This is a genomic window from Flavobacterium mesophilum, from assembly GCF_039581405.1.
Taxonomy (GTDB): domain Bacteria; phylum Bacteroidota; class Bacteroidia; order Flavobacteriales; family Flavobacteriaceae; genus Flavobacterium.
This window is the reverse complement of the sequence record NZ_JBCPXZ010000002.1, coordinates 984,084-1,010,602: the sequence shown is the minus strand read 5'-3', so window position 1 is coordinate 1,010,602 and position 26,519 is coordinate 984,084. Positions and strand designations below refer to the sequence as shown.

The window sequence follows — 26,519 nt, the reverse complement described above, 5'->3', positions numbered from 1 at the left end:
ATGATGAAAAATCCAATTGAAACAGAGCGACTACTATTGAGAGAATTACTTCTTTCGGATGCGGACGGAATGTTTGAATTGGATTCAAATCCAAAAGTTCATCTTTTTTTAGGCAACAATCCAATAAAAAAGCTTGAAGAGAGTATTGAATACATTCATTTTGTTCAAAAACAGTACAAAGATTTCGGAATAGGGCGTTGGGCCGTTATTCTTAAAGAAACGAATGAATTTTTGGGTTGGTCCGGGATAAAGTTCATTACAGATGAAATTAACGGACATAAAAACTTTTATGAAATTGGTTATCGTTTCATAGAAAAATATTGGGGAAAAGGATATGCGACAGAAGCCGGAAAAGCTTTTGTAGATTATGCTTTTAATGAAATGAAAGTAGACGCACTATACGCGTATGCTGATGCAGGGAATGAAAACTCAAGAAAAATTCTCGAAAAACTAGGCTTACACTATGTAAACTCTTTTGAATATGAAGGAGAAACTGAAGTCTGGTACGAAATGAAAAATCCAAACTTATAAATAAGAAATGCGTTCCAAATCTTTGTAAGCTTTAAGGCAGTTTGCAAAGATTTGGAAAACGTAATTTCTTAAATGATTATTTTTTAGCTACAGAAACAAAATATTTGTTTCCATCACCCATTGTTAATTTTACACGCTCGTCGCAAAGATCGATTGCAAAAGCAGCACTTTCGTAACAGCTGCAAGTTGTGTTTTTGTCTTTAGACATTTCAGTTTTGCAATTGTTGTTTTTGAAAGTTGCTAATTGCGGTGTGTACAAGCTAACTAAATCTGTAGAAGCTGTAACCAAAGAAATGATACTTGCAGAATTATTATTCGTAATTCTGTAAACAATTCTGTCAGTATAGTTTACTTCATTTACAGTTACTTTACGAATATAAGTGTAGGCAGTAGATTCTGCACCTGGTTCTTTTACCTCAAATTTAAAACCAACGGCACGAATTGCAACATCAAATTGTTGTTGAGAGTTCAAACTTGCCCAAGCCGTTAAAGTACTAATTGATGGAAATGGATTTGCGGCTGGAGCATTAGTTTGCGCTTGCGAACTAAAAACGGTTAAGAACATCAAGCAGATTGTGGGTAAAAATGCTTTCATAAAGTGTGGTATTTGTATTTTTATTTTTGCCTACTCTCTTTGGTTTTCGGCTTTCCCATTTCATTTTGTTACACAAAACAACAACATAACGATTGAAAATCAAAATTGTTATGTCCGATTTATTATTAAATTAATTAACACGTTCGATAATTTTAAAATCGGAATAAATTCTACAAGAGAATTTAACTCTAGTAAATGTAAGATTTTTTGAATTTAAATTGCAAAAAAATGTATTTAATCGATGAAATTTGCACTTTATCGATATTTTTGTCATTTTATTCTTATTGAATTGTATAACGTAAAGTTCGTAAAAAATATTGTTTTTCAAAATTTTTACCTTCATTAAGTCGATTTTATTTTCGTTAAAATCAGTTTTAATGCAAATTGTTGAAACGAAGTCGATTATTGATTTTCTTTTACAAATATTGTTTGTAAATTTGCAGCCTTAAATTTTTTGACAACGATTTCATTAATTTAAGAGAATTATGGAAAATAGAAAAAAAGTTGCCTTTTATACGCTGGGTTGTAAACTGAATTTTTCAGAGACTTCTACAATCGCCAGAAATTTCAATGACGAAGGTTTTGACCGCGTCGATTTTGAAGAAATAGCCGATATTTATGTGATCAATACTTGCTCTGTAACAGAAAATGCTGATAAGCAGTTTAAGCAAGTGGTGAAAAAAGCCATGAAGCTAAATGATAAAGCTTTTGTTGCCGCAGTTGGTTGTTATGCACAATTAAAACCAGAAGAATTAGCTGCGGTTGATGGTGTGGATTTGGTTTTAGGTGCTACCGAAAAGTTTAAAATTACCGATTATATTCATGATTTAAGCAAGAATGATATGGGTGAGGTTCACTCATGCGAAATTGCCGAAGCCGATTTCTATGTTGGAAGTTATTCTATTGGAGATCGTACAAGAGCATTTTTAAAAGTTCAAGACGGCTGCGATTATAAATGTACATATTGTACGATTCCGCTAGCAAGAGGGATTTCTAGAAGTGATGCTTTAGAAAATGTACTGAAAAATGCCAAAGAAATCTCGGCTCAAAATATTCGTGAGATTGTTTTAACAGGTGTAAATATTGGGGATTACGGAAAAGGGGAGTTCGGAAACAAAAAACACGAACATACTTTTTTGGATTTAGTTCAGGCTTTAGATCAAGTTGAAGGAATTGAGCGTTTAAGAATTTCGTCAATTGAACCGAATTTGCTGAAAAATGAAACAATCGAATTCGTTTCTAAAAGCCGCACTTTTGTACCGCATTTTCATATTCCGTTGCAATCTGGAAGCAATGATATTCTGAAATTAATGAAACGTCGTTATTTGCGTGAAGTTTATATTGATCGTGTCAATAAAATTCGCGAAGTAATGCCACACGCTTGTATTGGTGTCGATGTAATTGTTGGTTTTCCTGGAGAAACTGATGAGCATTTCTTAGAAACGTATCATTTCTTGAATGAATTGGATATTTCATATTTACACGTTTTCACCTATTCTGAAAGAGATAATACAGAAGCTGCTGAAATGGATGGAGTTGTTCCGGCAAATGTTCGTGCAAAACGAAGCAAAATGTTGCGTGGATTATCAGTTAAAAAACGCCGTGCTTTTTACGAAAGCCAATTAGGAACTAGAAGAACAGTTCTTTTTGAAGGTGAAAACAAAGAAGGCTACATTCACGGATTTACAGAAAATTATGTAAAAGTAAAAACGCCATGGAATCCTGAATTGGTAAATACACTGCAAGAAATCAATTTAACAAAAATCGACGAAGACGGAAGTGTTCGTATGGAGTTTGTAAATAAATTGGCTGAAGCTTAAAAGTTTAGATTTTTAGAACCTTTGTCAAAGTTTCAAATTTTGAGAAAGTTGACAAATAACAAAAAAGCCTCTTTTTTAGAGGCTTTTTTTATAACTATTTCTGTTCTTCAGGAATCACCAATTTCAAAGAATTTATATAATCGGTATCAAATTCGATCACTCTGATTTTTTCAGGAATAAAATTGAGTTCTCCGCCAAATTGACCTCTGGTATCCAGAAAATCAATCAAAAGTTCTTCTTCATTTAGTGAAAGCAATTTTCCTAAATAAGCTGATTTTGCAGATTTCTTAGCGATTTGAAAAATGCCATATTTATTGCTTATGTATGTCAAAATCGATTCTAAATCTCGAATTGGGATAATATCTTCAGAATTGATTTGTAAGCCTTTCAAACGAATCACTTTTTCAGTAAAAGCCAAATCATGATCTCTGTTGACAGCCAAGATGTTTTTGTTTTTTAAAATCACAAATCCATCCAAAATAAAATCAACGGGATTATTTCGAAGCAAAATCCAATCATCAGAATAATCAATAAGGAATCCAGTAAAAATCTGTTTTTTATCTACAAATTCTATTTCGACCAATTGTCTTAAATATTGTTCCATCATAATAAATTTAAAAAATCCAATATTTTAATTGCTTCGCCAGTTCGCTAGCGCTCGTGTCCAAATTCCAAGGTCAAGCGAGATTGGAATTTGGAATTTAAAAAATTTGGAATTTATTTTTTAAGGATTAGTTGACCAAATACTGCTGTTTTTCACAAAAACTCTTCTGTTCAATTTTAGTTGTGAAATGATCAATTCGGCCATATCTTCAGACTGCATTACTTTCTCAGGATTTCCATCTGTTAAGTTTAAATCTTTGGCCATATCAGTTGCAACTGTACTTGGAGTAAGAGCAGTAACACGAATGTTGTGTTTTCTCATTTCCTGCATCAAAGAATCGGTCAAACCTAAAACAGCAAATTTTGACGCACTGTAAGCACTTGTCAAAGCATTTCCATTCAATCCAGCAGTTGATGAAATATTGATAATATCACCAGTTTGTCTTTCGATCATATTTGGAATAATAGCACGAGTTGTGTAATACGTTCCCATTAAATTCACTTGAATAATTCTTTCCCAAGCTTCTGGTTCCAATTCTAAGAATTTTCCAAAAGAAGCAATTCCGGCACTATTAATCAAAATGTCAATATGTTTGAATTCAGCTAAAGCCTTCTCTGCAGCCGCATTAATCGAATTCATATCAGAAACGTCAGCAGTCAGAGCCAAAGCTTTTACTCCTAAATTCGACGCTTCATCAGCCAATTGTTCAACATCTTTTTGAGTTCTAGAAACTAAAATTAGGTTTACGCCTTCTTTGGCTAAAGCAATTGCCACAGCTTTTCCTATTCCTTTTCCTGCACCAGTAATAAAGGCAGTTTTATTTTTTAAGTCGGTCATGATTGTATATTTAGAAATGCAAAAAGCATCATTATAAGTCTTACAAAAATAAGCTTTTGCAAACTAAAATGATGCTTTAAGATGTTTTCTTAATCTAAGTTTAACAGGTTTTTGTTATTCTTTCAAAACCATGTCAATACACATTACGGCTCCTAAAATTAATTGTCTCAACGGACTGTCGGCAGCAACGTTATCTTCAATTTGAAGTATATAATTGTCAGCAGTGGTAAAAAACTATTTTCCAATTCCTGCCCATTTTTTGCTTACTTGAGCCAATTGCTTGTTTTCGTGAGAAAATTTAAAATCCCAGCCTGTCCATTTTCCTTGAAGCGTTGCAACTAGTTTTTCGTTTTTGTCCAAAATTTCAAATCTTCCTCCAATCGAGAAGAATTTTTGTTTGAAAGTTCCAATCAAACGATCTTTTTCGTCCAAAACTTCTACAGTTGATCTGAATATTGCAATTCCTCTTTTTACGGTAATTAATTTTTCGCCAGAAGCAGTTGTGATTTCAACGTTAAAAGGCGTCGCTCTTTTATAATCTGTGAAACGCAACATTTTAGTGAAAAAACCTAAATTATTTTCACGGCAATTCATAATGATTTGATTCGTTTCTGGGTTGTAGATATCGTAATTGTTTGAGGCTTTGAACATTCCGACATGTTCTTTTACTAAAAATAGATTTTGGCTTAAAATTGGGTTCATATAGGGATATAATTAATTTAAAAATGAGGCGAAAATGTAATAAAACGTTTGTTAAATGAAAGAAATGAAATAGTTTTAACTTTTAATTATTTTTTGCTTGTGATCACAATAACGCCATTTACACCCTTATCTCCATAAAGTGATTTAGCTTCGTCTCCTTTAATAATTTTTATATTTGCTACATCCTCAGCTTTGATTTTAGATAATATTTTGGAATCTGTTATTTTTCCATCTAAAATATATAACGGTTCGATTGCTGAAGCTCGCGAGGGAGCACATATCATTATTTTCTGAGGTTGAGTTTCTTGTGCCTTAGCAATTGGAGCACTTTTAGTTTCTTGAATGCTGTCTTTTCGTTCTCTAGAAACTGATTTATCTTGTGCTATCGCTCGACAACCAAGCAACATCGAAAAAAAGAATAAAAGAAGTTTTAGCGTTCTCATTTTAGTGATTAGTTAAATTGTTTTTCACCTTTAACCAAACGTATAAACTCAGCTTTATAACCTTCGTCATCGTTTGAATTTCCTTCTTTCGCCAGCTTAATGATTTCTTCAGAAGATTTGTTGGCAATCAATTTGGAGTCTCTTAATTTTAATCCGAACCAAGCCACAGCCGAACTGAATTTCATATCCTCACTCGCTTTTTCCATAGCAACCGATTTGTTTTCAATTACCTGAACCATTTCGATACTTTTTTCTCCGTCAGGTTTTTTATAACGGAATTTTACAGTTGCCAATTCGTTGCTGTAATTTGCTGCATTTGACTCTGTTTTAGTATATTTTAAATCATCAGGTTGTTCAGCCAAATAATCGCTTTTTACGCCAGCTGGAATAATTTCATATAAAGCCGTAACGGTATGATTGCTTCCCAATTCACCTGCATCAATCGCATCATTTTTAAAATCTTCGGGACGCAATTTTCTGTTTTCGTATCCAATCAAACGATAGGCTTGAACTTGTTTCGGATTAAATTCAATTTGGATTTTTACATCTTTGGCGATAGCAAACATAGAGCCTTTGAACTCTTTTCCTAAAAAACGATTTGCTTCCTGGATGTTATCGATATAAGCATAATTTCCGTTTCCTTTGTCGGCAAGGATTTCCATTTTACTGTCTTTGTAATTTCCCATTCCGTAGCCCAAACAAGTCAAGAAAACGCCTGTTTTTCTTTTCTCTTCAATCAATTTTTCCATATCCGAATTAGAAGCACTTCCAACGTTGAAATCGCCATCTGTTGCCATAATTACGCGATTATTGCCACTTTTGATGAAATTTTCCGAAGCGATTTTATAAGCCAATTCAATTCCTGCACCACCAGCAGTACTTCCCCCAGCTTGCAAATTATCTAATGCCTTGATAATTGTTTTTTTCTCGTCGCCAGAAGTCGGAGGCAAGACTAATCCAGCTGCGCCGGCATACACTACAATTGCTACTTTGTCTTTTGGTCTCAACTCATTCACCAAAATTTTCATGGATTGTTTTAATAAAGGCAACTTGTTCATATCTGACATTGAACCCGAAACGTCAATCAAGAAAACGAGATTTGAAGCTGGTAAATCTTCTGTCGGAATGTTTTTTCCTTGTAAGCCGATTTTTAAAATTTGGTTTTTCGAATTCCAAGGCGAATCGCTCAATTCGGTGTTGATAGAAAAAGGATGTTCATTTTTTGGTTGCGGATACGTGTATTTGAAAAAATTAACCATTTCTTCTATGCGAACAGCATCTTTTGGAACTTGCTGTCCGTTGTTTAAAAAACGTCTGATATTAGTGTAAGAAGCATTGTCAACGTCAATTGAAAAAGTTGAAAGCGGTGCCGTTTTTGGACTCTCAAAAGCATTTTCTACAAATGAGTCATAATCTTCTTGTGTTGGTTCCACTGGAATTGGCGTTATATTTAATTTTTTGTCCAATTCTTTTTCAGAAAGATTTTTATAGATCTCATTTTTAGTCGAAATCACCACTACGCCGTTTGAAGCTTTGCTTCCGTATATCGACGTTGCTGCAACATCTTTCAGTACTTTTAGATCATTAATATCATTCGGATTTATTTTTGCCATTTGGTTCGCTTTCATCGGAACTCCATCCACAATATACATTGGTTCGTTTTTTGGAGAAATTGATGGAGATTCTCGTGGCATTTGAAACTTTGAATTTGCAACATATCCAGTATTGCTTTGAATTTGGAGCCCTGCAGCTCTTCCTTGTAAAGCAACAGAAGTTGCTGCTTGCTTAGCATCTTTTTTTTCTTTTCGTCTCTCTGCTCGTTCATAACTTCTTGCGCTATAATCTGAAGTGCTTTTACTTTCGCCATAGCCTACAACAACAACTTCGCTTAAAGTTTGATTATATTCTTGAAGCTGTATGTTAATTGTGTTTGAGTTTTGAACCTTTTGTCTTTGTGTCTCAAAACCAATAAAACTGAAAACTAACATATCTCCCGTTTTTGCCTGAATACTATATTTTCCGTCGAAATCAGTTGCAGCAGTGACTTTCGATGTCTGATTGTAAATATTTACGCCAGGAATTGCTTGTTTGGATTTATCTGAAACAATTCCAGTAATCGTTCTTTCTTGTGCCATGGATACGAAACATATAAGCATAGCAATGGCTGATGAAATAAGTTTTAGACTTTTCATGATAGTGAGTTTTAAGATTAATTTTGTGATTTAACTTTGTCAAAGCTTCGAACTTTGACAAAGTTGTTTGGTGTTTTTGTTATTTCTTCGGAGTTGGTTTTCCGGTTTTTGTTGTAATGATAACGACACCTTTTTTGCCTTTCTCACCGTATTTTTCGGTCGCTTCAAGATCTTGCAGAATCGTTATGGTTTTGATATCCTGTTGATTTAATGGTGCATAAGGACTCGTTGGGTCTTTACCGAATAAATCATTTTCAGAATAGTAAATGCCATCAATAATGTAAAGAGGTTCGTCTAGAATTACTAATGATTCTACATTTTCAGGCTGTACATTCGGAAGCTGGTCCTGCATCATCTTATCTCTTTTTGTATCGTTGCTGTGTGCCATTGCATTTCCATTCATGATAATTAATGGTGCACTCTTTTTTGCGCTCATGGCTTGTTTTTCAGCAAAAGCAACTTTAGCAGATTCTTCTTTATATTTTGTTGCATATTCTTTTTGAAGAGATTCTTCTTTTTTCTCTGCAATTTCAGCTTCTTCTTCAGAACTTTGTGTTGTTGATGCTTCGGCCATTGATGGAGGAGGTGCTACAGGAGCAAGCAAAGCATTGACTGCATTATTGCCTGATGATTCCTGTATGGCAACACTTTCTTTATTTTTGGTTTGTTTTTCTAGAATTTTAATGGCTTCTGTTTTTGGAACTAATTGCGAATCAGATGAAACAATTGTTGTGCTTTCTTCGGTAGACATATTGTTATTAGTCTCTTTTTTTGTATCGCTTGTAACTACTTTGTTAGTGTTTTCTAAAGTTGAATTTTTATCTGTTTTTAGGAATTGATAACCTAAAGAAATTACTAATAAAAGGGAAGCTGCAACGGCAATTTTTTTCCAAAGAGTAATAGTTTTTTTATCTTCTTTTTTGTCAAGTTTGTTTTCAACTTTTGACCAGACTTTTTCCATTCCCGGAAAATCTTTTATCGGAGCATTTTCAGCTGCTTCTTTAAATTTGTCGAATATTTTATCTTGATTGTCCATGACTATTTTGCTTTTTGATAATACAATTTATTGACCAAGTCTTTCAGTTTGGTTTTGGCGGCATTCAATTGTGATTTTGAAGTGCCTTCAGAAATGTTGAGCATTGCTGCGATTTCCTTGTGCCCGAAACCTTCAATCACAAAAAGATTGAAAACGGTTTTACAGCCATCTGGAATGTGGTTTAATAAATTGAGTAAATCTTCTTCTTCTAATGCGCTCATTTCTTCAGTAAAAGGCTGTGAGAGCACTTTTACATCATCAAGATACATATTGAAATTGGTGTTTTTCTTGATGGTAGCCAAACAGTAATTAACGGCAATTTTTCTGGCCCAAGCCTCAAAAGCTTTTTCTTCTTTGAGCTGGTCTAATTTTGTAAAAATAGTATAGAAAGCATCGGCGAGAGCTTCTTCAATCTCTTCTTCTTTCTTGAGGTATCGTTTGCAAACGCGATACAATTTTGGAGCCATATGCTCATAAACCTGACGCTGAGCATCTCGGTTCATTTTTTTGCAGCCAGAAATTAAAGTTTCGTTTATCACAAGTATGGTCTTTAAGTATAAAGAGAACTAAAAAGATAAAAAGGTTGGGACGAAGTATAAAAATAATTTAAAAAAGTTTTATAAGATGTTGTTTTCGTAGATTTTGTTTGGAATATGGTTTCTATATTTTTGCCATCAGCAATAATAAATCCCATGCAAAATGACAAAACATAAGGATTTTGATGTTGCGATATTTGTCGTATTGAATTGCAAATACAAATCCGATGACTATAGGACCAATAACATTTAAAAGGGTTCCGTAGCCAATATGAAGAAATCCAAACAAAATACTAGAAAGTACAATTGCGAGATTTTTGTTTTTCAAAACCAATTCTAAGCGTGGTAATAGATAACCTCTGAAAATTAACTCTTCTGTAATTCCTGCTGTTATGCATGTAAAGAAAAGCAAAAAGTGATTCTTTTTAAAAAGCGCCAAAGCCTTGCTTAAGACAGCACTTTCTCCCGTATTTATTTTGAGCAACATGATCAGAAGAGAAGAAATGTAAACTGCTATAAATAATTTTACGAAAGTGATGAATATCGCTTTCGCGAAAGCTGTAATAGAATATTCTGTTTCTCCCCAAATCAAAAGAGGCTGTTTTTCTATTTTTATGGAATATAAAAACAACACTAATACTGAAATCCATATTGCAAATCTTGAAATGTAAAATTGAGTTTCATTGTCAATGCCGAGTTTTTTGACTAACAACGAAAAATACATTGCCAAAAAAGGCAGAAGAACTGAAAGTATAATTCCAATAATTAAAACTGGTCTTTTGGTTGCGATTGGAGTATTGAGCATTTGGTTGGAGTAGCTTTTTTGTTGAAAAGACGCACCGCAGTGCGTCTTTGCGTTTTATTGTTTTATTTGGAAATTTGGATTGCCCACTTGCCATAATGCAAATGAAAACATATCAGTGTCATTTTCTAGTTGTGAATTTGAATCACTTGCAAAATGACCACTACTATAATTAACATGCAATAAAGTTGGATTGTTTGAGCTATTGTAATTTTGTAAAATAGCGGCAAATTTTCCTGGCATCCAAGCATCGACTCTTGAATCGTTAATTCCGGTATGGATGTATACAGCCGGATATTTTTCGCCTTTTTTCACTTTGCTTTGCGAATCCATTTCTAAAATAGATTTTGCCTCTTCTTCATTTTTTATAGAACCAATTTCAGGTATTTGATTCATCCCATTCGGTGATATTTCAGAACGTACTATATTGGTGTCACCAACTTCGACAAGTCCAACTTTAAAAAGATCAGGACGAGATGTTAGTGCTCTTCCAATCAATACACCTCCCATACTGATACCATGCCCAATAAGTTTATCTGATGAAGTATATTTTTCCTTTATCAAATATTCTGTACAAGCAATAAAATCTTTCCATGTATTTGGTTTGTTTGCTTTCATACCATTCTTGTGCCATTGAGCACCTTTTTCACCGCCACCTCTTACATGTGCATATGCAATTACAGTGTTTTGCTCTAATAATGCCATTAAGGCAGGACCAATAAAAATTGGAATTTCGCTGCTTCCATAAGCGCCATATCCGTAAATGTAACAAGGTGTAGAAGCATCCATTTTCATGTTTTTAGGATAGATAATCGATAAAGGAACCATCACGCCATCATGACTAGCAACTTCTACTTCTTTGACCGTATATTTTTGTAAGTAATCGGGATGATCCTTGCTTGACGTAAAATGTTTGCCTTTTTCTAAGCGACCAGTTGAGCCATTGTAAAAGTAACGCGTAGCAGGAGTAATCCAGCCACTGTTGGCAAGAATCATTTCATTGTTTTCGCGAGGGCTAAAAGGATATCCTCCGTTTGTACCTTTTGGTAAAGGAATTTTTTTAATCTCTAATGTTTTGGCATTAATTTGATATTTATCTTGATTTATCCCATCGCTCAAAGAATAGAAAATGAAATCTTTGGTTTTTTGCATCCTGCGTAAAACTTTGTCAGTTTCTGGAACTACAATGGTTGCCTTGTCAAAATCTGGATTTTTCATATCCATAAAGCCTAGTTTAGAATTCGGGGCATTTTTATGTGAAATAAAAAACAGCTTATTATTAATTATGTCAAAATTTGTTATTTCATCATCGTATTTAATAAGTGGCTTCCAATTTATTTTTTCTTTATTAAGCTCAGCGAACGGGGCATAAAAAGTTAAGTACGTGGATTTTGTAGATCCTATTGATAAAACCAAATATGAATTATCATCAGAAAAGTAAAAATGTGGGAATTGTTCTTCCAGAAGATTTAAATCCGGATTGTTTGCTTTTGATGCCAGAATTTTATCAGTTGCAGGATCTGTACCAATAACGTGAAGCAGTGATTTCATATTTTTTAAAAGCTCATCGCTATTATTGTCGGAGGTACTCATTTTCGTGTAAATAACCGCTTTGCTATCTGGAGTGAATTCGAAATTAAATTCACTCCAAACCGGCCCTAAATTATCTGGCAAAAATGTTTTGGTAGCAATGTCTAAAATTTTAAGATCACAAATTTCAGAACCGCCTTCGGATAGTGAGATTGCAATTTTTTTTTGATCAGGACTTACCACAAAGTCTACAAAATTAGTTCCATGTTTTATTGTTTCGGGATCGAATAACACTACGTCATTTCCGTCTAAACCTTCTCGGTAGCATAGTTTATCTTTTTTTTCTCCTTTTTTAGTTTTGCTATAATAATAATTGTTGCCAAATTGTCGTACATACCCATAAATATCTCCTGAGTAATTCTGAATTTCTTTTGCTCGCTTTAAAAAAGCATCACGTCCGGGAATTTTTTGGATAAACGAATCAGTGTAATTTGCTTGATCTTTAAACCATTTTTGGACTTCGGGATTTTTCATATCTTCAATCCATTGATAAGAGTCTGTTATTTTTGTTCCAAAATAGTCGTTGGTAACAGGACGTTCAGGTGTTGAAGGATATTTATACTGGGCTTGTGAAATTTGACTTGTAATAAAAACTAGAAGAGTGAAAGTGGTTTTTCTGATCATTATTATATTTTGGTTTTTGATTATTAGTTCATTGATATTTTATTGGAAGGATATTATACCATAACTCTTAGTCTTTAGAATTTTTATACCAATTTTTGATTCTTATAATGGATTCATTATTGGTTTTAGGATTGCAATTTGCGCCTAAATTGATTTTTGTTTTAGAAATATAAGAATCTAGGAAAATTATAGCAAAGCCTCCAACTTCTCCATTTTCACTTGAGATATGAGAAGAAAAAGTATTCATATATCCACAACATTTTTCTTTAGAATCGATAATTGAAATTAAATATTCTACGTCATTAGGTTTAACCCATTTGTTTGGAAATTCACCATACATTACTACAAAATTTAATTCCGAGTCTTTGTTGTATTTTTCTTTTAGAAGTGAAATAAAAATGATTCTGGATCAAAATCTTTTGGAGATAAGGGTTTATAATATTCGCTCTTTGCATCATTTTTTTTTAAATCATAAAACCAATATGAGCCTACTAAAACTATAGAAAGGATTAATAATGAAAGAATTATTTTCTTCATAATTTTTTACGTTTATTTAAAGGGCAAAGTCAATTTATAAATCTTAGTTTCCAAAACTTCAGTATCATTATCTTCACAAAGCAAAAACTCGATTTTGTTGTTTTCTTTTTTGTAGAAAGTCAAACCTTCAAATTTATTGGTTGAAGTTATTTTTTGAGTAAAATCAATTTTCATGGTTTTAACGTCGATTCTACCAATGAAGCTTCCTAAGATTTCGCCATCATCATACGTTGATTTTGTATCTTCGGCGGTAGATAGGAAATAGATTTTGTCGTCGACCAAGATAGCATCAGTAAAACTGGAACGAACACCTTTTATTTTTGGAAGTTTATAATTGACTGAAATCAGCGCAAATTCTTCTCCGAGATTTTTGGCGTGAATGGTGAAAATCGTGTTTTTATTGGTAACGCCGTTTCCGCGATTGAATAAATACCAGTTTTCGCCATCAAAAATAGCACCTTCTAAATTGAAATCTTCTGGTTTTATCGAACTGAAATTCTGCATTACAGCATACAAATCGACTAAATTATTTTTCTGCAAAACCTTTTTTGATTTGATATCGAATTCAATCATTTTGTTTCGGTTTTCGGTGGAACCGGAACCAAAAACATAAAGTGTATCGTTATGATGCGTTAAAGACTCAAAATCAGGTTTTAGATTTTTCGGAATATTTTGCGTCGGATTGTCAATTAAAGCGTGCTGGTTTAATTTCTGATTCTGCATGTTGTATTCATACAAATAACCGCTGTTGTCGCCAATTACGTAAAGTGCATCATTGTTATAGAATAACCCGGATGCAGAACCAATTCCGATGATTTGAAATAATATTTCTAATGTGAATTTTTCCATCAATTTTAATTTTTAAGTCTTTGAATTATCTTGACTTTATCTTTTTAAATGTATTGTTTTTTTCGGCTTCTAAGACTATCTTTTCAAGAATATCAACAATTAATTTACTTTTTAAATTCATGTTGTGATCATAATTAATGTTTGATTCAGATGAATATGCTCCGCCTTTGGTCAAATTAAAACTGTCAAATTCTTTTGTGATTATTTTACCTTTTATTATAAATTTAAAGTTTTGATGTCCAGAATGATCGGCGCTGAGTGTATTAGTTACTTTTTTTGAGTTTTCAAAAGTTTCATATTCATAGGCTTTAACAATTTCATTTTTAATAACTTTTTCGTTTAAAAAATAGACATCCCAAAAAGCGTTTTCAGAAATAATCTTTGAATATTCAAAGCAAACACTAATTTTATCAAGATACGTTTTTCCGCTTTCTTTCCAGAAAATATAAATAGGATAATTAGGAAAATTTTCTAAACAAAGATCTTTTTTAAATGACGTATAATCATATGTGTCTACGCAACCGACACAATAATCTTCATAAAGACAAATAGTATCGATCTTTCGAGATTGAAGTTCTTTAATATAATTTGCAACTAAACTGTCAATTGAAGCTTGAGTATTTGTTTGTGCATTTGTAATTGATACTATATAAAACAGAAATAAAAATAGAATTCTTTTTGACATTAAAGGCTAAAATATTTGAATACTTCTTTTGAAAACCAATGCGTAGCCCCGATAGTAATGAAAATACTTTAAAAAGAAATTGCATTTTTTCCTGACAGAACAAAGCGACCAGCGGAAGCTCTTGTATGGCTTTGGAAAAAAGTAATTTATTGAAAAGTATCGCAATAAATAGCAAGAATATGCTTCGTAAAATTAGACTATTTATTAGGATAAAAAAATGAAAATAATGCAGATTTGAGAAGAATTGTAGGTCAAGTCCTAAAATTCGTTTCTTTTATCGACACTAATGTTACTAGAAGTTTATGTGTATTTTGTATTACTAATTTATTGTTAAATTTTTCTTGAATAGGGATTGTTTGTGGTAAAAGTCTTGTTTTTTTGGTAATATAGAAGTGATTTTAAGTTAAAACGCTCGGATTTACTTTGTAAAAAAATAAAACCAACTTTTAGCTTATGAAACGAATTATTCTACCTCTAATGATTATTGGGTCGGTGCTTACTTCTTGTAACAACGATTCTAAAGATGACACGCCTGCCACAAGCGTTGTTTTGAAAGACCAATCTGTAACGCCAAGTTTATTGAAAGCGCAGACAGGTTTTGAAAATTTAAAAATCTACTCTCTTTTTAGCTCAGATGATGTTTTTCCAGATAGTCCAAGTTTTGTTTTTGGAGGTTCTGCAGATGGTTCAGGTTTATTGAAAAATACCGACGGAACATTTACATTTTTAGTAAACAACGAAGATAACTTTGCAGTTTCAAGAATTACATTAGATAAAACATTCAAACCTACAAAAGGAGAATATTTATTGAATTCAAGTGGAGGAACTTGGAGATTGTGTGGTGCTACAATGGCTACACAAGCAGAAAATGGTTTTGGTCCAGTTTATTTGACTTGTGGAGAATCAGGTGAAGAATCTCGTACGCACGCTTTAGATCCTTATGCAAGCGCTGGTGGAGCATCTGTATCTAAAGAATTAGCAGGATTTGGCCGTTTAAGTGCTGAAAATGCTTTGCCATTGCGTTCTTCTGCATACAAAGGAAAAACGGTTGTAGTAATTGGCGATGACGATTCTGGAACTTATGGAGGTCAAGTTTTTATGTATGTTTCTAATTCTGTTGGCGATTTGACAGGTGGATCTTTATACATGCTAAAAAGAAATGACGACAATCAAAGAGAAAAAGATATGGAAGTTAGCAAAACATATCCTGTTACTTTTGTGAAAATCGACAATCATACTACAATGACTGGTGCGCAAATTAATGCGGCAGTAAATACGTTGAAAGCAATCAAATTTGGACGTGTTGAAGATTTGGATTACCGCAAAGGTGGAGATGCAGCAGATCGTGAATTGTACTTTAACGTGACGGGGCAGGATATTACAGGAACAAATGCAGATGGATCAAGAACAAAATACGGAAGAGTTTACAGATTAAATCTTGATGCAGCTGATCCGTTAAAAGGAACTTTGGAAGTGATTCTTGATGGTGACAACAGAAGTGGTGTTGCTGCTAAATTCCAAAATCCAGATAACATTTGTGTGACTAAAAATTATGTTTATGTTCAAGAAGATGCAAACGGTTATGGAGACGAAACTCATGATGCTTATATCTATCAATATAACATTGCTACAAAAGCTTTAAAAGTTGTAGTAGAATTAGATCACCGTCGTACTGCTGCAGATGCTGCAAAATACAACGTAGGTGGAACTTCTAAATTTGGTACATGGGAATATGGAGCTTTAATCGATGTTTCGGAGCAAGTTGGTATTGCTGATACTTTCATGCTGAGTGTACAGCCACACACTTGGACTGGCGAAAAATATAGAAGCCCTGACGGAGGAACAAATCGTCCTAAAGAAGAACAAGCAAGTCAAATCGTAGTGATTCAAGGTTTGGCGAGATAAAAAATTAAGTGCTTACAAAACAGTTACCCACTATCTCAATTTTGAGGTAGTGGTTTCTGTTTTTCTGAATATCCCTCTTTTTAATTGTCATAAAATCATGAAAAAAATATATTGTTTGTTGTTCTTGACGGCATTAATTGGCTGTCAGAAAAAAAGCAAACATCAGGAAGTAAATGAATTGTTCCAAAAAGATATTAGTTCGCTTATTGAAAAAGTGGCCAAACTGAAATATTCTGTTGAAGAAGATTCGACAGAAGTTCAAATTCAGAGGCAATTTCTGGAAGCGCATCAAGCGTATAAGAAAGTTGAAATGATAAGTGAATATTATTCACCTGCGGTTTCGAAAGCCATCAACGGGCCAGCAATTAGTGAGTTTGAAGAAAATGATAAAGTAACTGTGCCACCCGAAGGATTTCAGGTTGTTGAAGAATTGGTTTTTCCGAAATACAGCAAAAAGAACAAAAGAGAATTAGTTCAGGAATTGGGAGTTTTAGAAGCAAATTTGACTCGATTGGAAAAAGTTTCAAGTTCGAATGAATTGACCGATGCTCATGTTTTCGACGCTATGCGATTAGAAGTATACCGAATTATCACACTCGGAATTACAGGTTTTGATTCGCCGGTGGTTTTGAATTCGCTTCCGGAAGCATTGGTGTCTTTAGAAACGATTGAAAAATATTATCAAGTTTATCTGCAAGATCAGTCGGTTTCAAATTCGAAAGAAGTACTTCAAACTTTGGAAAAAGGGAAAAATTATCTAAAATCAAATACCAATTTTAATGCTTTTGATCGCGCTTATTTTATCAAAGAAATTTTGAATCCGCTAAGCAAAGGGCTTTTTAAAACGCAGTCTGAATTGGGAATTTCTTTAATGAAAGAACAGCGTGGCTTAAAAGTTACGGCTCAGACTTTATTTGATAAAGACGCCTTTGATCCCGAAGCTTTTTCAGGTTTTCCCGATTATAAAACCACACCTGAAAAAATCGCATTAGGCAAAAAGTTATTCAATGATCCCATTTTATCAGGAAACAATACACGTTCGTGTGCGTCATGTCATCATGCGGAAAAAGCTTTTACTGACGGATTAGAAAGAGCGGTTTCATTAGACGGTAAATCGATGTTGCAACGCAATACACCAACACTTTCAAATATTGCATTTCAGCGTGTCTTTTTCGCCGATTCAAGAGTGAGTTATCTTGAAGATCAAGCCATCGCGGTTATTAAAAATGAAAACGAAATGCACGGTTCATTGGAAAAATCTGCTATAGAAATTCAGAAGAATGCCGAATACGTAAAGTCTTTTAAGAAAGCTTTTCCGAAAGGAGAAATAAACGAATTTGCAATCAAAAATGCATTGGCGTCATACATTCGCTCGTTGAGTCACTACGATTCTAAATTTGATGGTTATATGCAAAATAAAACTGCTTTTACAGCAGATGAAAAAGCGGGTTTTAATTTATTTGCCGGAAAAGCGAAATGTGCGACTTGCCATTTTATTCCACTGACAAATGGTACAGTGCCACCAAATTTCGACCGTTCCGAAAGTGAGATTTTGGGCGTTCCAGATCGAAATAAAAAACTCGACGGCGATTTAGGAAAGTTTGTGATAACTCAAGCCACAATTCATAAAAATTCATTTAAGACACCAACAATCAGAAATATTGAACTTACAGCGCCATACATGCATAATGGAGTTTATAAAACGCTCGAAGAGGTTATCGATTTTTATAACGAAGGAGGCGGTTTAGGAAAAGGTTTTGATGTTCCAAATCAAACGCTTCCCGAAGACAAACTGAATTTATCTGATCAAGAGAAAAAACAATTGATTGCTTTTATGAAAACACTTACGGATAAAAAATATTATAATAATTGATAATTGATAATTGATAATTGTCAATTATCAATTCTGAATTATCCATTGTATAAAAAACCAAACCCGGCAGACTGTGCGATCTGCCGGGTTCATACCAAAAACAAAAAAATAAATTAAACCTTAACTTTTATAAGTCAAAACCATAAGCAACGCGCAATGCTACTTGGTTGGTTTTGAAATCGTGATAATCTTCGTAACGTACGCTCAAATCAATGTATTTGTTTGCGTATCCAATTCCTGGCGCCCATAAAAAAGTCGTTTTGTCATAACCGTTTGTTACTGCAAAACCGGCACCAACTTCACCTAAAACATAAAACTGATCTTTCAAAACAAAAGCTTTAAAACCAGCTTTTGCAGGAATAAATCCAAGGTCTTTTACGTCATTTCCAAGTTCATCTTTTCCCATAAACAAATTGGTAAATCCCGTTGTCAAGGTCAATGATGTTTTTTTCGACAAATCATATTGTAAACGAACATCTCCGCCAAGTGACCAGTCATAATCGTTATCTGTTGGAATACCTCCGTTGATACCGAAACCTAATCTAAATCCCTGATCGTAATTTTTTGTTTCGCTTTCTTGAGCGAAAGCAGTGTTGGCGAATAAAAATGCAAAAGCAGCTAGGCATATCATCTGTACTTTTCTCATGGCTTATATATTTGAATTATTAATATTGTAAAAGTATAATCAAGGGCTTTGGAGCTTGTTATATAATTTTTAAAAATCGTTACATAATATTAGGGTGTGCTTAATTTTGCCTTAAAAATGGGATATCTTTTTATTGATAGGACAGAATTCCGAGCTTCTGATTATCTTTGCCGACAAAATAAATGAGAAGTGAATTTAAAGCAGTACACAAAGGAGTTTTCATATAATTTAAAACTAGCATATCCTGTAATTTTAGGAATGGTCGGACATACTTTAATTGGTATTGTCGACAATATTATGGTTGGAAAATTAGGAAGCACTGAGTTGGCCGCCGTTTCATTAGGAAACAGCATGATTTTTATCGCCATGTCACTTGGAATTGGTTTTTCAACGGCAATCACGCCAATTGTTGCGGAAGGTGATGCTGAGAAAAATGACACTAAAATTCGTGCTGCTTTTCATCATGGATTATTTTTATGTACCATTTTAGGATTGTCACTTTTTGGCATTATTGTTTTGGCAAAGCCAATAATGGAAATGTTGGAACAGCCGGCTGAGGTAATTGAACTGGCAAAACCTTATTTGGATTGGGTTGCTTTTTCGCTAATTCCTTTAATTGTTTACCAAGGTTACAAACAATTTGCCGACGGAATGTCGCTGACAAAATATTCAATGTATGCCATGGTTATGGCAAACGTACTGCATGTAGGTATGAACTATGTGCTGATTTACGGAATTTGGATTTTTCCAAAAATGGGAATCATCGGTGCGGCACTTGGAACAGTAATTTCTAGAATATTTTTGGTCATGTTCATGCATATTATGCTTTCAAGACGTGACGATTTAAAACGCTTTTTCAAGAATTTCAGTTTTTCTGAAATCAAAAAAGAAACTATCAAAAAAATAGTAAGTATTGGATTCCCATCAGCCATGCAAATGCTTTTTGAAGTGGTTTTGTTTACGGCTTCAATCTGGCTTTGCGGAAATATTGGGAAAACAAGTCAGGCAGCAAATCAAATTGCTCTGAGTTTGGCTTCAATGACTTTTATGTTTGCAATGGGATTGAGCGTAACATCGATGATCAGAGTCAGCAATCAAAGAGGTTTGATGGATTATAAAAAACTGGTTGTTGTGGCACGTTCGATATTTCTTCTTGCCATAATACTTGAAACGGTTTTTGCGATTTTCTTTGTTGCTTTCCATGACTATCTACCCTATATTTTCTTAAATATGGAAAACGGCGGTCAGGTTTTAGATAATACCGAAGTAATAAGTATTGCATCAAAATTGCTTTTAATTGCAGCTGTTTTTCAAATTTCAGACGGAATTCAGGTTGTGGTTTTGGGTGCATTAAGAGGTTTACAAGATGTGAAAATTCCAATGTACATTACCTTCATTGCGTATTGGGTTATTGGTTTCCCAATTTCATATTACTTAGGAGAACATACTGAACTAAAAGCTGAAGGAGTCTGGATCGGACTTTTGGCAGGATTAACAGCTGCAGCGGTTTTTCTGTACATTCGTTTTCATTACTTAACAAAAAGATTAATCATTAATTCAGATTCAAATAATTAAATTTGAGAATAAAACAAGCTTGAATTTCGCAAGAAAAAATCCTTTTTAATCTGTGAAATCTGTGGCTAATAATAATTTTAAACAATAAAAAAAATGGAATTACCTAAATTTTTACTTGGAGACAATACTGATTTTCCAGATGATATTTTCATCATTCACCTTGATTATCCTCGATTCATTATCAATTTAAAAGATGATGAGGTTGAATTTTTAGAAGAAGCGGAAGATCTTGATGAAGCAGAATTAAATGCTGAAATGGAAAGTTTGATTGAAAAAGCAAATGATTTTTACGACAGAGAAATAAACCGTTACGAGGAGTAAAGATGCGCTTAGTAGAGACGCACTGCAGTGCGTCTTAAATAGAAAAAAATGCCAAATCATTCAATGAAAAAATTAAGTTACCTAAAACCCATTTTTAATTTTATATTATTTGGGTTGCTGATTACAACTTTAAGCCGTCTGTTTTTATTTTTTCTTTTTAAGGAAAGGGTAGTCGAAACACCAAATTTCTGGTATATTTTTCCAATCGGGCTTCGAATGGATATGATATTACTTTGTTATTTGTCCTTTCTGCCAGCGGTATTAATTACTTTTCTGCCAAACAAATCAATTAAATTCACGAATAAATTTCTGGTAACGTACAGTTTCTTATTTCTGTTTTTGATTCTTTTTGTAGAAATCGCGTCACCAGATTTTGTAAAACAATACGATACACGCCCAAATAAGATTTTCTTGGATTATCTAATTTATCCAAAAGAAGTAGTCGGAATGCTTTTAAAAAGTTATCTGATTTCAATTATTGTAGCATTTCTAATTTTGGGAGCTGTTCTTTATTTGGCTTTAAAAAAAGGGAAAAAATATTTTCATACCGCATCAGCAGATTACAAATTTAAGTTGATGGTTTTTCCATTATTGGCTTTTTTGTTATTCTTTGGCGCGCGTTCAAGCTTGACTTCAAAACGACCAATTAATGCAAGTAATGCTGTTTTTTCTACAGATCAGTTGACAAATACGTTAGGTTTAAATTCTTTTTACACTGTTGCTTTTGCTGCTTATTCTATCAAGAACGAAGCAAACACAAAGATGTACGGCAAAATGGAGGAAGCCGAAGCAATTGCTCGTGTAAAAAAATACATGATTGCTGGACCAAAAGATTTTACAGATCCTGAAATTCCGTTTCTTCACGTGCAGCAACCAGATTCAGCTATTGCAAAACCATACAATTTGGTGATTTTTCTGCAAGAAAGTTTAGGAGCAGAATATGTTGGAATTTTAGGTGGAAAACCGTTAACGCCAGAGTTTGATAAACTATCAAAAGAAGGAACTTTGTTTACCAATTTGTATTGTACAGGGACACGAAGCGTGCGCGGAATCGAAGCTGTTGTGACAGGATTCTTGCCTTCACCGTCTGAAAGCGTCGTGAGACTTGGAAATTCGCAACAAGGCTTTTTTACACTTGCTGATGCTCTTAAACAAAAAGGATACGATACAAGTTTTATTTATGGTGGAATGGCAAATTTTGACAATATGGCGTCATTTTTCAACGGAAATGGCTTCAGTGATATTGTAGATCAAACCGATTTTGAATCCGATGGGAATAAATATGCCTTCAAAGGAACTTGGGGGTATTCTGATGAAGATTTGGTTACCAAAGCGAATCAATATTTCAAATCAAAAGGAAATAAACCATTTTTCTCTTTGATGTTCTCAACTTCAAATCACGAGCCTTTTGAATATCCTGCAGGAAGAATCAAACCGTATGATAAAAAACCGGCAACGGTAAATAATGCCATGAAATATGCCGATTTTTCAATTGGCAAATTCTTCGAAATGGCTAAAAAAGAAGCGTATTTCAAAAACACTATTTTCATCGTAATCGCGGATCATAATACCAGAACATACGGTAAAAATCTAGTTCCGATTAATAAATTCCATATTCCAGCATTCATTATGGGGCCTGGAGTTGCGAAAGGGGCAGTGTATGATCGATTAGCAAGCCAAATTGATATTCCACCAACATTATTAGGGTATTTAGGACTTCCGTTTGAAACGCCAATGGTAGGGAGAAATCTAACAAAATTAGATCCAAAAATCCAAGGAAGATCAATCATGCAGTTTAATGATATCAACGCCTTTAGAGTGGAAAATCAAGTGGTTATCATGCAACCAAATTTGAAACCGCTTCAATTCGAAATCAAAAATGACACCACTTTAATTCCTGTAAAATTAAATGAAGATTTAGCAAAAGATGCTTTGGCACATGTTATAACAGCAGGAAATCTTTACAAGGAGAGTAAGTACAAATTGCGTAAAAAATAGTTACAAAGTAACAAAGTGACAAAGGTGCAAAGTTTTTACTTTGAGCCTTTGTTGTTTTTAAGATAGTTATTGTACAGTTCTGTCATTCCGACGAAGGAGGAATCTTCGTTGCTGGATCGACAAAGATTGATATACTTTATTGCGCTGCTTGTGGAGATTCCTCCTTCGTTGGAATGACAAGATTGAGCTTATATTATTAAGATAAAATAGGCAAATAGAAGAACTTTGCACCTTTGTAACTTTGTCACTTTGTAACTTTATCAAAATAAAATTTTAATAACTCAGAAGCAGCTTCAAATGGTGAAATCTCATCATTTTGGACTGCTTTTTTATTTTGTTCCAATAACGAAATGATTTCCGGTTGATTGTAGAAATTTTGTTTCAACTGTTCGTTAATCGTTTCCATCATCCAAAACTGATTTTGCTCATTTCTTTTTTCTTGAAAAAAACCGGATTGTTTAGTCATTTCAAAATAATCAGAAATGGTATTCCAGATTTCTGAAATGCCATCTTTTGTAATGGCACTGCAAGTTGTCACCTTTGGTTGCCAGTTTGATGTTTTTGGCGGGAATAAATGCAAAGCTCTATTGAATTCTAATTTCGCTTGATTGGCTTTTTTTACATTATCACCATCGGCTTTATTGATTACTATAGAATCTGCCATTTCCATAATACCGCGTTTAATGCCTTGAAGCTCGTCGCCAGCACCAGAAATTTTTAGTAAAAGAAAAAAATCAACCATGCTGTGAACTGCAGTTTCACTTTGACCAACACCAACAGTTTCGATAATTATAGTGTCAAACCCTGCGGCTTCGCATAAAATAATAGATTCACGAGTTTTTCGCGCCACACCGCCAAGAGTATCTCCAGAAGCGCTTGGACGAATAAAAGCATTTTCGTCTTTTACCAATTCTTCCATTCGGGTTTTGTCACCCAGAATGCTTCCATGCGAAATAGAACTGCTTGGATCAACAGCTAAAACAGCAACTTTTTTGCTAATGCTAGTCAGAAAGGTTCCAAAAGCTTCAATAAAAGTACTTTTTCCAACTCCGGGAACGCCAGTAATTCCAATTCGGATTGACTTATTGGCATGAGCCAGACAACCGTTTATAATTTCGGTAGCTTTTTCAGTATGTTCAGGATTGGTGCTTTCAACAAGCGTAATTGCTCTGCTGAGAGCAGTTCGGTTTCCAGAAAGAATTCCAGATATTAATTCAGAAGCAGAAGGTTGTTGTCGGCGTTTTTTTTTAATTTGATTTATAGCCGACGCACTGGTGATTTCAGGAGCTGAAATTCCAGCTTTTTCAGTTAAACTGCTAGTTTGTTTGTGAAAATCTGACAAAACGCTAATTTTTAATGTAAAAGTACAGAAAACAAAAACAGTTTCAAAAAGTAAGTTAGCCACGAATTACACGAATTCACACGAATTTGTTATTCTCAGAAATGAGTAAAAAATAATTAGTGTGAATTCGTGTAGTTCGTGGCAAAAAAAACTTAGTAGCTTAGAATCTCAGAACCTTAGTATCTTAGCAACTTAAATTAATATCCAGCCGTAAATCTTACATGGTGATGTTTTGGATTTTCTGTTTCGTCAGCAATTACAACAGCTAAATCTTCTACAGATAAAATGCTTCTTTGTTCGTCGTTGAAAACCGGGTTTTCTAATCCCAAACGGTATTTTCCAGTTCTTCCCGTCTTTGTTCCAGCATGCATTTCAAAAGCCGGACTAAAAAATGCCCAATCCAAATCTTTTTCTTCTTTAATAATTTTCAAATAATGTCTCGCTGCGTTTGCGCCAGGGAAAATTTCTTTTGGAAAATCAGGTGTATCTACCGCTTGCAAATCTGGAGCAACAAATAAACTTCCTGCACCTCCGATAGTGATAAAACGTTTAACACCAGATTTTTTTACCGCTTCTTGAATTGCTTTCGAACCTGCTAAAAAATCATCGTAAATATTTGGATTCGTCCAACCTGGATTATAAGCGTTAATAACCGTATCATGTCCTTTTAAAATTTCTGCCAAAGCATCAACATTAAAAATATCTGCAGCAACCCATTTTGCATTGTCAGTATCTTTTGGAGTTCTTGCAATTGCCGTAATCTCGTGTTTTCTGTCTGCTAATTCGTTTAAAATTGCTGAGCCTACAAATCCTGTAGCTCCAATAAGTGCGATTTTCATAATATATAAATTTATTTAGTAATAAAAAATGTTACAGTTTTAGTCAAAAAAATAGTTTCAAAATTGGTTTGAAAAATCTTCCAACGAAATATTTTCTAATTGGGCACTAACTTTCTGATTCATTTCGGCATATAAAGCATCCAGATTCTGATTGATTTTTTTCCCGACAGGGCAATCAGGATTTGGCTGATTTTTGGCGTAACCTAAACCAATAGTCTCAAAAGTCATTTCAAATATTTCTTTTAAAGTCAGTTTGGAAGAATCTACAGCCAATTTTGTACCGCCATTTTTTCCCTCTTTACTTTCTACAATATGATGTGCTTTTAGGTTTGCAATCTCTTTTCTGACCAAAACAGGGTTGAGGTTCATACTTCCCGCAATATATTCCGACGATAAAAAATCGTTTGGGAATTTATTGAGCAAAGTAAGAATGTGAATCGTTATTGCAAATTTACCTGAAAGCATACTGTAATAAAATATGTTACAAATGTAATGAGTTTTTTAATACGAAAGGAAATTTTAACTAAGTTTTTGGTTATTAGTGAAATGTAAAATGTGATTAGCTTTTATTGGGATGTTATAAGTTTAACAAAAGAAAATAAGTAGTTGCTATTTGTGAAAAAGCTAATTAGGAATCACTTTTCACTAATCACTAAAATATAAATAACTATTTTTGTCTCGATCTTATGATATGAACAACTTTATTCTAATATTTTTATTTCTTTCGCTGGGCTTAGTTTTGCAACATGTAAAGCAATTTCCTACTCATATTTATAAGACACTTAATAAGATTGTCATTTATTTTTGCCTTCCTGCCATTACTTTATATCATATTCCGAAGATAAAATGGAGCAGTGAATTGTTGTTTCCAATAGGAGCGGGGTGGATTACTTATATTTTGGCTTTTATCTTTTTTCATTTTTTAGGAAGAAGAAATGGTTGGTCTAATAAATTGATCGGCTGTTTAATTTTGACAGCAGGATTAAGCAATAGTTCTTTTCTTGGATATCCAATTATTGAAGCTTTATTTGGAAAAAAAGGTTTAGAAACTGCTGTTTTGGTAGATCAGCCGGGAACTTTTGTTGTGGTTTCAACACTTGGTGTTTTTACGGCAGCTTTTTATTCTAAAGGAAGCCCAAATGCGTTGGGAATTTTCAAAAAGATCATTTTGTTTCCGCCCTTTTTAATGTTTGTTTTGGCATGTTTGATGAACGTTTTTGATTATAATTTAAATGAAAATATTCAATCGGTATTGCTGAAAATTGGAAGTTTGGTAACGCCATTAGCTTTGCTTTCTGTTGGTTTGCAATTGACTTTTGATCGAAAAAGCCAGCATTGGAAATTTTTACGACTCGGACTTTTCTTTAAATTGCTTTTAGTTCCCTTCATCATTTTTGTGCTGTATGTGTTTGTTTTTAATCAGCATTCTGAAGTCATAAAAATTACATTGATGGAAACCGCAATGGCGCCCATGATTACTGGCGCAATCTTAGCCTCAACATACGGATTAAAACCAAAATTAAGCAGTATGATGATTGGTTTCGGAATTCCAATTTCCTTTGTAACCCTTGCTTTTTGGTACTTCATTCTTAGTTTTATTTAAGAGTAAAATACTAATTATATCGACAAAGTAGAAT

General features: G+C 33.7%; 25 protein-coding genes. 8 read left to right on the top strand and 17 right to left on the bottom strand.

Features of this window, described 5'->3' with window-relative positions; all coding sequences use genetic code 11:
- Positions 1-3 precede the first annotated feature (3 nt).
- Positions 4-531, top strand: coding sequence for a GNAT family N-acetyltransferase (locus AAYQ19_RS08795; RefSeq protein ID WP_343535864.1), 528 nt, complete (start codon positions 4-6; stop codon positions 529-531).
- A 76-nt stretch (positions 532-607) separates the two neighbouring features.
- On the opposite strand, the gene AAYQ19_RS08790 is transcribed toward AAYQ19_RS08795, so the two are convergent.
- Complete coding sequence (locus AAYQ19_RS08790; protein WP_320568488.1) at positions 608-1,126, bottom strand: hypothetical protein; 519 nt, start codon at positions 1,124-1,126, stop codon at positions 608-610.
- Positions 1,127-1,611: 485 nt separating this feature from the next.
- On the opposite strand from AAYQ19_RS08790, the gene mtaB reads away from it, so the two are divergent.
- Entirely contained in the window at positions 1,612-2,946 is a 1,335-nt protein-coding gene (gene mtaB / locus AAYQ19_RS08785; protein ID WP_343535863.1) for a tRNA (N(6)-L-threonylcarbamoyladenosine(37)-C(2))-methylthiotransferase MtaB, read from the top strand.
- Between the two features lie 94 nt (positions 2,947-3,040).
- On the opposite strand, the gene AAYQ19_RS08780 is transcribed toward mtaB, so the two are convergent.
- The 12 genes from AAYQ19_RS08780 to AAYQ19_RS08725 form a co-directional block, all read right to left on the bottom strand.
- Positions 3,041-3,550 (bottom strand): hypothetical protein, encoded by a 510-nt coding sequence (locus AAYQ19_RS08780; protein ID WP_343535862.1) that lies wholly within the window; start codon positions 3,548-3,550, stop codon positions 3,041-3,043.
- 120 nt (positions 3,551-3,670) lie between these two features.
- Positions 3,671-4,387 (bottom strand): 3-ketoacyl-ACP reductase, encoded by a 717-nt coding sequence (locus AAYQ19_RS08775; protein ID WP_343535861.1) that lies wholly within the window; start codon positions 4,385-4,387, stop codon positions 3,671-3,673.
- 234 nt (positions 4,388-4,621) lie between these two features.
- Entirely contained in the window at positions 4,622-5,089 is a 468-nt protein-coding gene (locus tag AAYQ19_RS08770) for an LURP-one-related family protein (RefSeq protein ID WP_343535860.1), read from the bottom strand.
- 86 nt (positions 5,090-5,175) lie between these two features.
- Positions 5,176-5,532, bottom strand: a complete 357-nt coding sequence (locus AAYQ19_RS08765; protein ID WP_343535859.1) for a hypothetical protein — start codon at positions 5,530-5,532, stop codon at positions 5,176-5,178.
- 8 nt (positions 5,533-5,540) lie between these two features.
- Positions 5,541-7,724 carry a YfbK domain-containing protein gene (locus AAYQ19_RS08760; RefSeq protein ID WP_343535858.1) on the bottom strand — a complete coding sequence of 728 codons (2,184 nt, stop codon included), beginning with the start codon at positions 7,722-7,724 and terminating at the stop codon, positions 5,541-5,543.
- Positions 7,725-7,803: 79 nt separating this feature from the next.
- Entirely contained in the window at positions 7,804-8,760 is a 957-nt protein-coding gene (locus AAYQ19_RS08755; protein WP_343535857.1) for a hypothetical protein, read from the bottom strand.
- Positions 8,761-8,762: 2 nt separating this feature from the next.
- Positions 8,763-9,263, bottom strand: coding sequence for an RNA polymerase sigma factor (locus tag AAYQ19_RS08750; protein ID WP_132989634.1), 501 nt, complete (start codon positions 9,261-9,263; stop codon positions 8,763-8,765).
- A gap of 157 nt (positions 9,264-9,420) precedes the next feature.
- On the bottom strand, positions 9,421-10,101 hold the full coding sequence (locus AAYQ19_RS08745) for a CPBP family intramembrane glutamic endopeptidase (protein WP_343535856.1): 681 nt from the start codon (positions 10,099-10,101) through the stop codon (positions 9,421-9,423).
- Positions 10,102-10,155: 54 nt separating this feature from the next.
- Complete coding sequence (locus AAYQ19_RS08740) at positions 10,156-12,312, bottom strand: prolyl oligopeptidase family serine peptidase (protein ID WP_343535855.1); 2,157 nt, start codon at positions 12,310-12,312, stop codon at positions 10,156-10,158.
- A gap of 67 nt (positions 12,313-12,379) precedes the next feature.
- Complete coding sequence (locus AAYQ19_RS08735) at positions 12,380-12,652, bottom strand: hypothetical protein (protein WP_343535854.1); 273 nt, start codon at positions 12,650-12,652, stop codon at positions 12,380-12,382.
- Positions 12,653-12,861: 209 nt separating this feature from the next.
- A complete protein-coding gene (locus tag AAYQ19_RS08730; RefSeq protein ID WP_343535853.1) occupies positions 12,862-13,698 on the bottom strand; it encodes a DUF6929 family protein in 837 nt (278 codons plus the stop codon).
- 25 nt (positions 13,699-13,723) lie between these two features.
- Positions 13,724-14,383, bottom strand: coding sequence for a hypothetical protein (locus tag AAYQ19_RS08725; RefSeq protein ID WP_343535852.1), 660 nt, complete (start codon positions 14,381-14,383; stop codon positions 13,724-13,726).
- Positions 14,384-14,836: 453 nt separating this feature from the next.
- Between AAYQ19_RS08725 and AAYQ19_RS08720 the strand changes: the two genes are divergently transcribed.
- Both AAYQ19_RS08720 and AAYQ19_RS08715 read left to right on the top strand, forming a co-directional pair.
- Positions 14,837-16,288: a PhoX family protein gene (locus tag AAYQ19_RS08720; RefSeq protein ID WP_343535851.1), complete on the top strand. Its 1,452-nt coding sequence runs from the start codon at positions 14,837-14,839 to the stop codon at positions 16,286-16,288.
- A 97-nt stretch (positions 16,289-16,385) separates the two neighbouring features.
- Positions 16,386-18,161, top strand: coding sequence for a cytochrome-c peroxidase (locus AAYQ19_RS08715; protein ID WP_343535850.1), 1,776 nt, complete (start codon positions 16,386-16,388; stop codon positions 18,159-18,161).
- A gap of 127 nt (positions 18,162-18,288) precedes the next feature.
- Here the strand turns inward: AAYQ19_RS08715 and AAYQ19_RS08710 are convergent, their stop codons facing one another.
- On the bottom strand, positions 18,289-18,807 hold the full coding sequence (locus AAYQ19_RS08710; protein ID WP_343535849.1) for a hypothetical protein: 519 nt from the start codon (positions 18,805-18,807) through the stop codon (positions 18,289-18,291).
- A gap of 189 nt (positions 18,808-18,996) precedes the next feature.
- On the opposite strand from AAYQ19_RS08710, the gene AAYQ19_RS08705 reads away from it, so the two are divergent.
- The 3 genes from AAYQ19_RS08705 (at position 18,997) to AAYQ19_RS08695 (ending at position 22,701) form a co-directional block, all read left to right on the top strand.
- A complete protein-coding gene (locus AAYQ19_RS08705) occupies positions 18,997-20,382 on the top strand; it encodes an MATE family efflux transporter (protein WP_343535848.1) in 1,386 nt (461 codons plus the stop codon).
- A 93-nt stretch (positions 20,383-20,475) separates the two neighbouring features.
- A complete protein-coding gene (locus AAYQ19_RS08700) occupies positions 20,476-20,703 on the top strand; it encodes a DUF8828 family protein (protein ID WP_026727980.1) in 228 nt (75 codons plus the stop codon).
- A gap of 216 nt (positions 20,704-20,919) precedes the next feature.
- A complete protein-coding gene (locus AAYQ19_RS08695; RefSeq protein WP_343535847.1) occupies positions 20,920-22,701 on the top strand; it encodes an LTA synthase family protein in 1,782 nt (593 codons plus the stop codon).
- A 244-nt stretch (positions 22,702-22,945) separates the two neighbouring features.
- On the opposite strand, the gene meaB is transcribed toward AAYQ19_RS08695, so the two are convergent.
- From meaB to AAYQ19_RS08680, 3 genes are all read right to left on the bottom strand, one after another.
- Positions 22,946-24,043 (bottom strand): methylmalonyl Co-A mutase-associated GTPase MeaB, encoded by a 1,098-nt coding sequence (gene meaB / locus AAYQ19_RS08690; protein ID WP_343535846.1) that lies wholly within the window; start codon positions 24,041-24,043, stop codon positions 22,946-22,948.
- 197 nt (positions 24,044-24,240) lie between these two features.
- The gene (locus AAYQ19_RS08685) at positions 24,241-24,882 is read right to left on the bottom strand and encodes an NAD(P)-dependent oxidoreductase (RefSeq protein WP_343535845.1); all 642 of its coding nucleotides are present in this window, start codon (positions 24,880-24,882) and stop codon (positions 24,241-24,243) included.
- 57 nt (positions 24,883-24,939) lie between these two features.
- Positions 24,940-25,347, bottom strand: a complete 408-nt coding sequence (locus tag AAYQ19_RS08680; protein ID WP_343535844.1) for an Rrf2 family transcriptional regulator — start codon at positions 25,345-25,347, stop codon at positions 24,940-24,942.
- 226 nt (positions 25,348-25,573) lie between these two features.
- Between AAYQ19_RS08680 and AAYQ19_RS08675 the strand changes: the two genes are divergently transcribed.
- Positions 25,574-26,485, top strand: a complete 912-nt coding sequence (locus tag AAYQ19_RS08675) for an AEC family transporter (RefSeq protein WP_343535843.1) — start codon at positions 25,574-25,576, stop codon at positions 26,483-26,485.
- Positions 26,486-26,519 lie beyond the last annotated feature (34 nt).

Bases quoted from the DNA above. Each gene is read 5' to 3' on its own strand.
- AAYQ19_RS08780 (WP_343535862.1), bottom strand. From the start codon at position 3,550: ATGGAACAATATTTAAGACAATTGGTCGAAATAGAATTTGTAGATAAA.
- AAYQ19_RS08775 (WP_343535861.1), bottom strand. From the start codon at position 4,387: ATGACCGACTTAAAAAATAAAACTGCCTTTATTACTGGTGCAGGAAAA.
- AAYQ19_RS08680 (WP_343535844.1), bottom strand. From the start codon at position 25,347: ATGCTTTCAGGTAAATTTGCAATAACGATTCACATTCTTACTTTGCTC.
- AAYQ19_RS08795 (WP_343535864.1), top strand. From the start codon at position 4: ATGAAAAATCCAATTGAAACAGAGCGACTACTATTGAGAGAATTACTT.
- AAYQ19_RS08720 (WP_343535851.1), top strand. From the start codon at position 14,837: ATGAAACGAATTATTCTACCTCTAATGATTATTGGGTCGGTGCTTACT.
- AAYQ19_RS08770 (WP_343535860.1), bottom strand. From the start codon at position 5,089: ATGAACCCAATTTTAAGCCAAAATCTATTTTTAGTAAAAGAACATGTC.
- AAYQ19_RS08675 (WP_343535843.1), top strand. From the start codon at position 25,574: ATGAACAACTTTATTCTAATATTTTTATTTCTTTCGCTGGGCTTAGTT.
- AAYQ19_RS08730 (WP_343535853.1), bottom strand. From the start codon at position 13,698: ATGGAAAAATTCACATTAGAAATATTATTTCAAATCATCGGAATTGGT.
- AAYQ19_RS08700 (WP_026727980.1), top strand. From the start codon at position 20,476: ATGGAATTACCTAAATTTTTACTTGGAGACAATACTGATTTTCCAGAT.
- AAYQ19_RS08760 (WP_343535858.1), bottom strand. From the start codon at position 7,724: ATGAAAAGTCTAAAACTTATTTCATCAGCCATTGCTATGCTTATATGT.
- AAYQ19_RS08790 (WP_320568488.1), bottom strand. From the start codon at position 1,126: ATGAAAGCATTTTTACCCACAATCTGCTTGATGTTCTTAACCGTTTTT.
- AAYQ19_RS08755 (WP_343535857.1), bottom strand. From the start codon at position 8,760: ATGGACAATCAAGATAAAATATTCGACAAATTTAAAGAAGCAGCTGAA.
- AAYQ19_RS08750 (WP_132989634.1), bottom strand. From the start codon at position 9,263: ATGAACCGAGATGCTCAGCGTCAGGTTTATGAGCATATGGCTCCAAAA.
- AAYQ19_RS08715 (WP_343535850.1), top strand. From the start codon at position 16,386: ATGAAAAAAATATATTGTTTGTTGTTCTTGACGGCATTAATTGGCTGT.
- AAYQ19_RS08710 (WP_343535849.1), bottom strand. From the start codon at position 18,807: ATGAGAAAAGTACAGATGATATGCCTAGCTGCTTTTGCATTTTTATTC.
- AAYQ19_RS08735 (WP_343535854.1), bottom strand. From the start codon at position 12,652: ATGTATGGTGAATTTCCAAACAAATGGGTTAAACCTAATGACGTAGAA.
- AAYQ19_RS08685 (WP_343535845.1), bottom strand. From the start codon at position 24,882: ATGAAAATCGCACTTATTGGAGCTACAGGATTTGTAGGCTCAGCAATT.
- AAYQ19_RS08745 (WP_343535856.1), bottom strand. From the start codon at position 10,101: ATGCTCAATACTCCAATCGCAACCAAAAGACCAGTTTTAATTATTGGA.
- AAYQ19_RS08725 (WP_343535852.1), bottom strand. From the start codon at position 14,383: ATGTCAAAAAGAATTCTATTTTTATTTCTGTTTTATATAGTATCAATT.
- mtaB (WP_343535863.1), top strand. From the start codon at position 1,612: ATGGAAAATAGAAAAAAAGTTGCCTTTTATACGCTGGGTTGTAAACTG.
- AAYQ19_RS08765 (WP_343535859.1), bottom strand. From the start codon at position 5,532: ATGAGAACGCTAAAACTTCTTTTATTCTTTTTTTCGATGTTGCTTGGT.
- AAYQ19_RS08695 (WP_343535847.1), top strand. From the start codon at position 20,920: ATGGATATGATATTACTTTGTTATTTGTCCTTTCTGCCAGCGGTATTA.
- AAYQ19_RS08740 (WP_343535855.1), bottom strand. From the start codon at position 12,312: ATGATCAGAAAAACCACTTTCACTCTTCTAGTTTTTATTACAAGTCAA.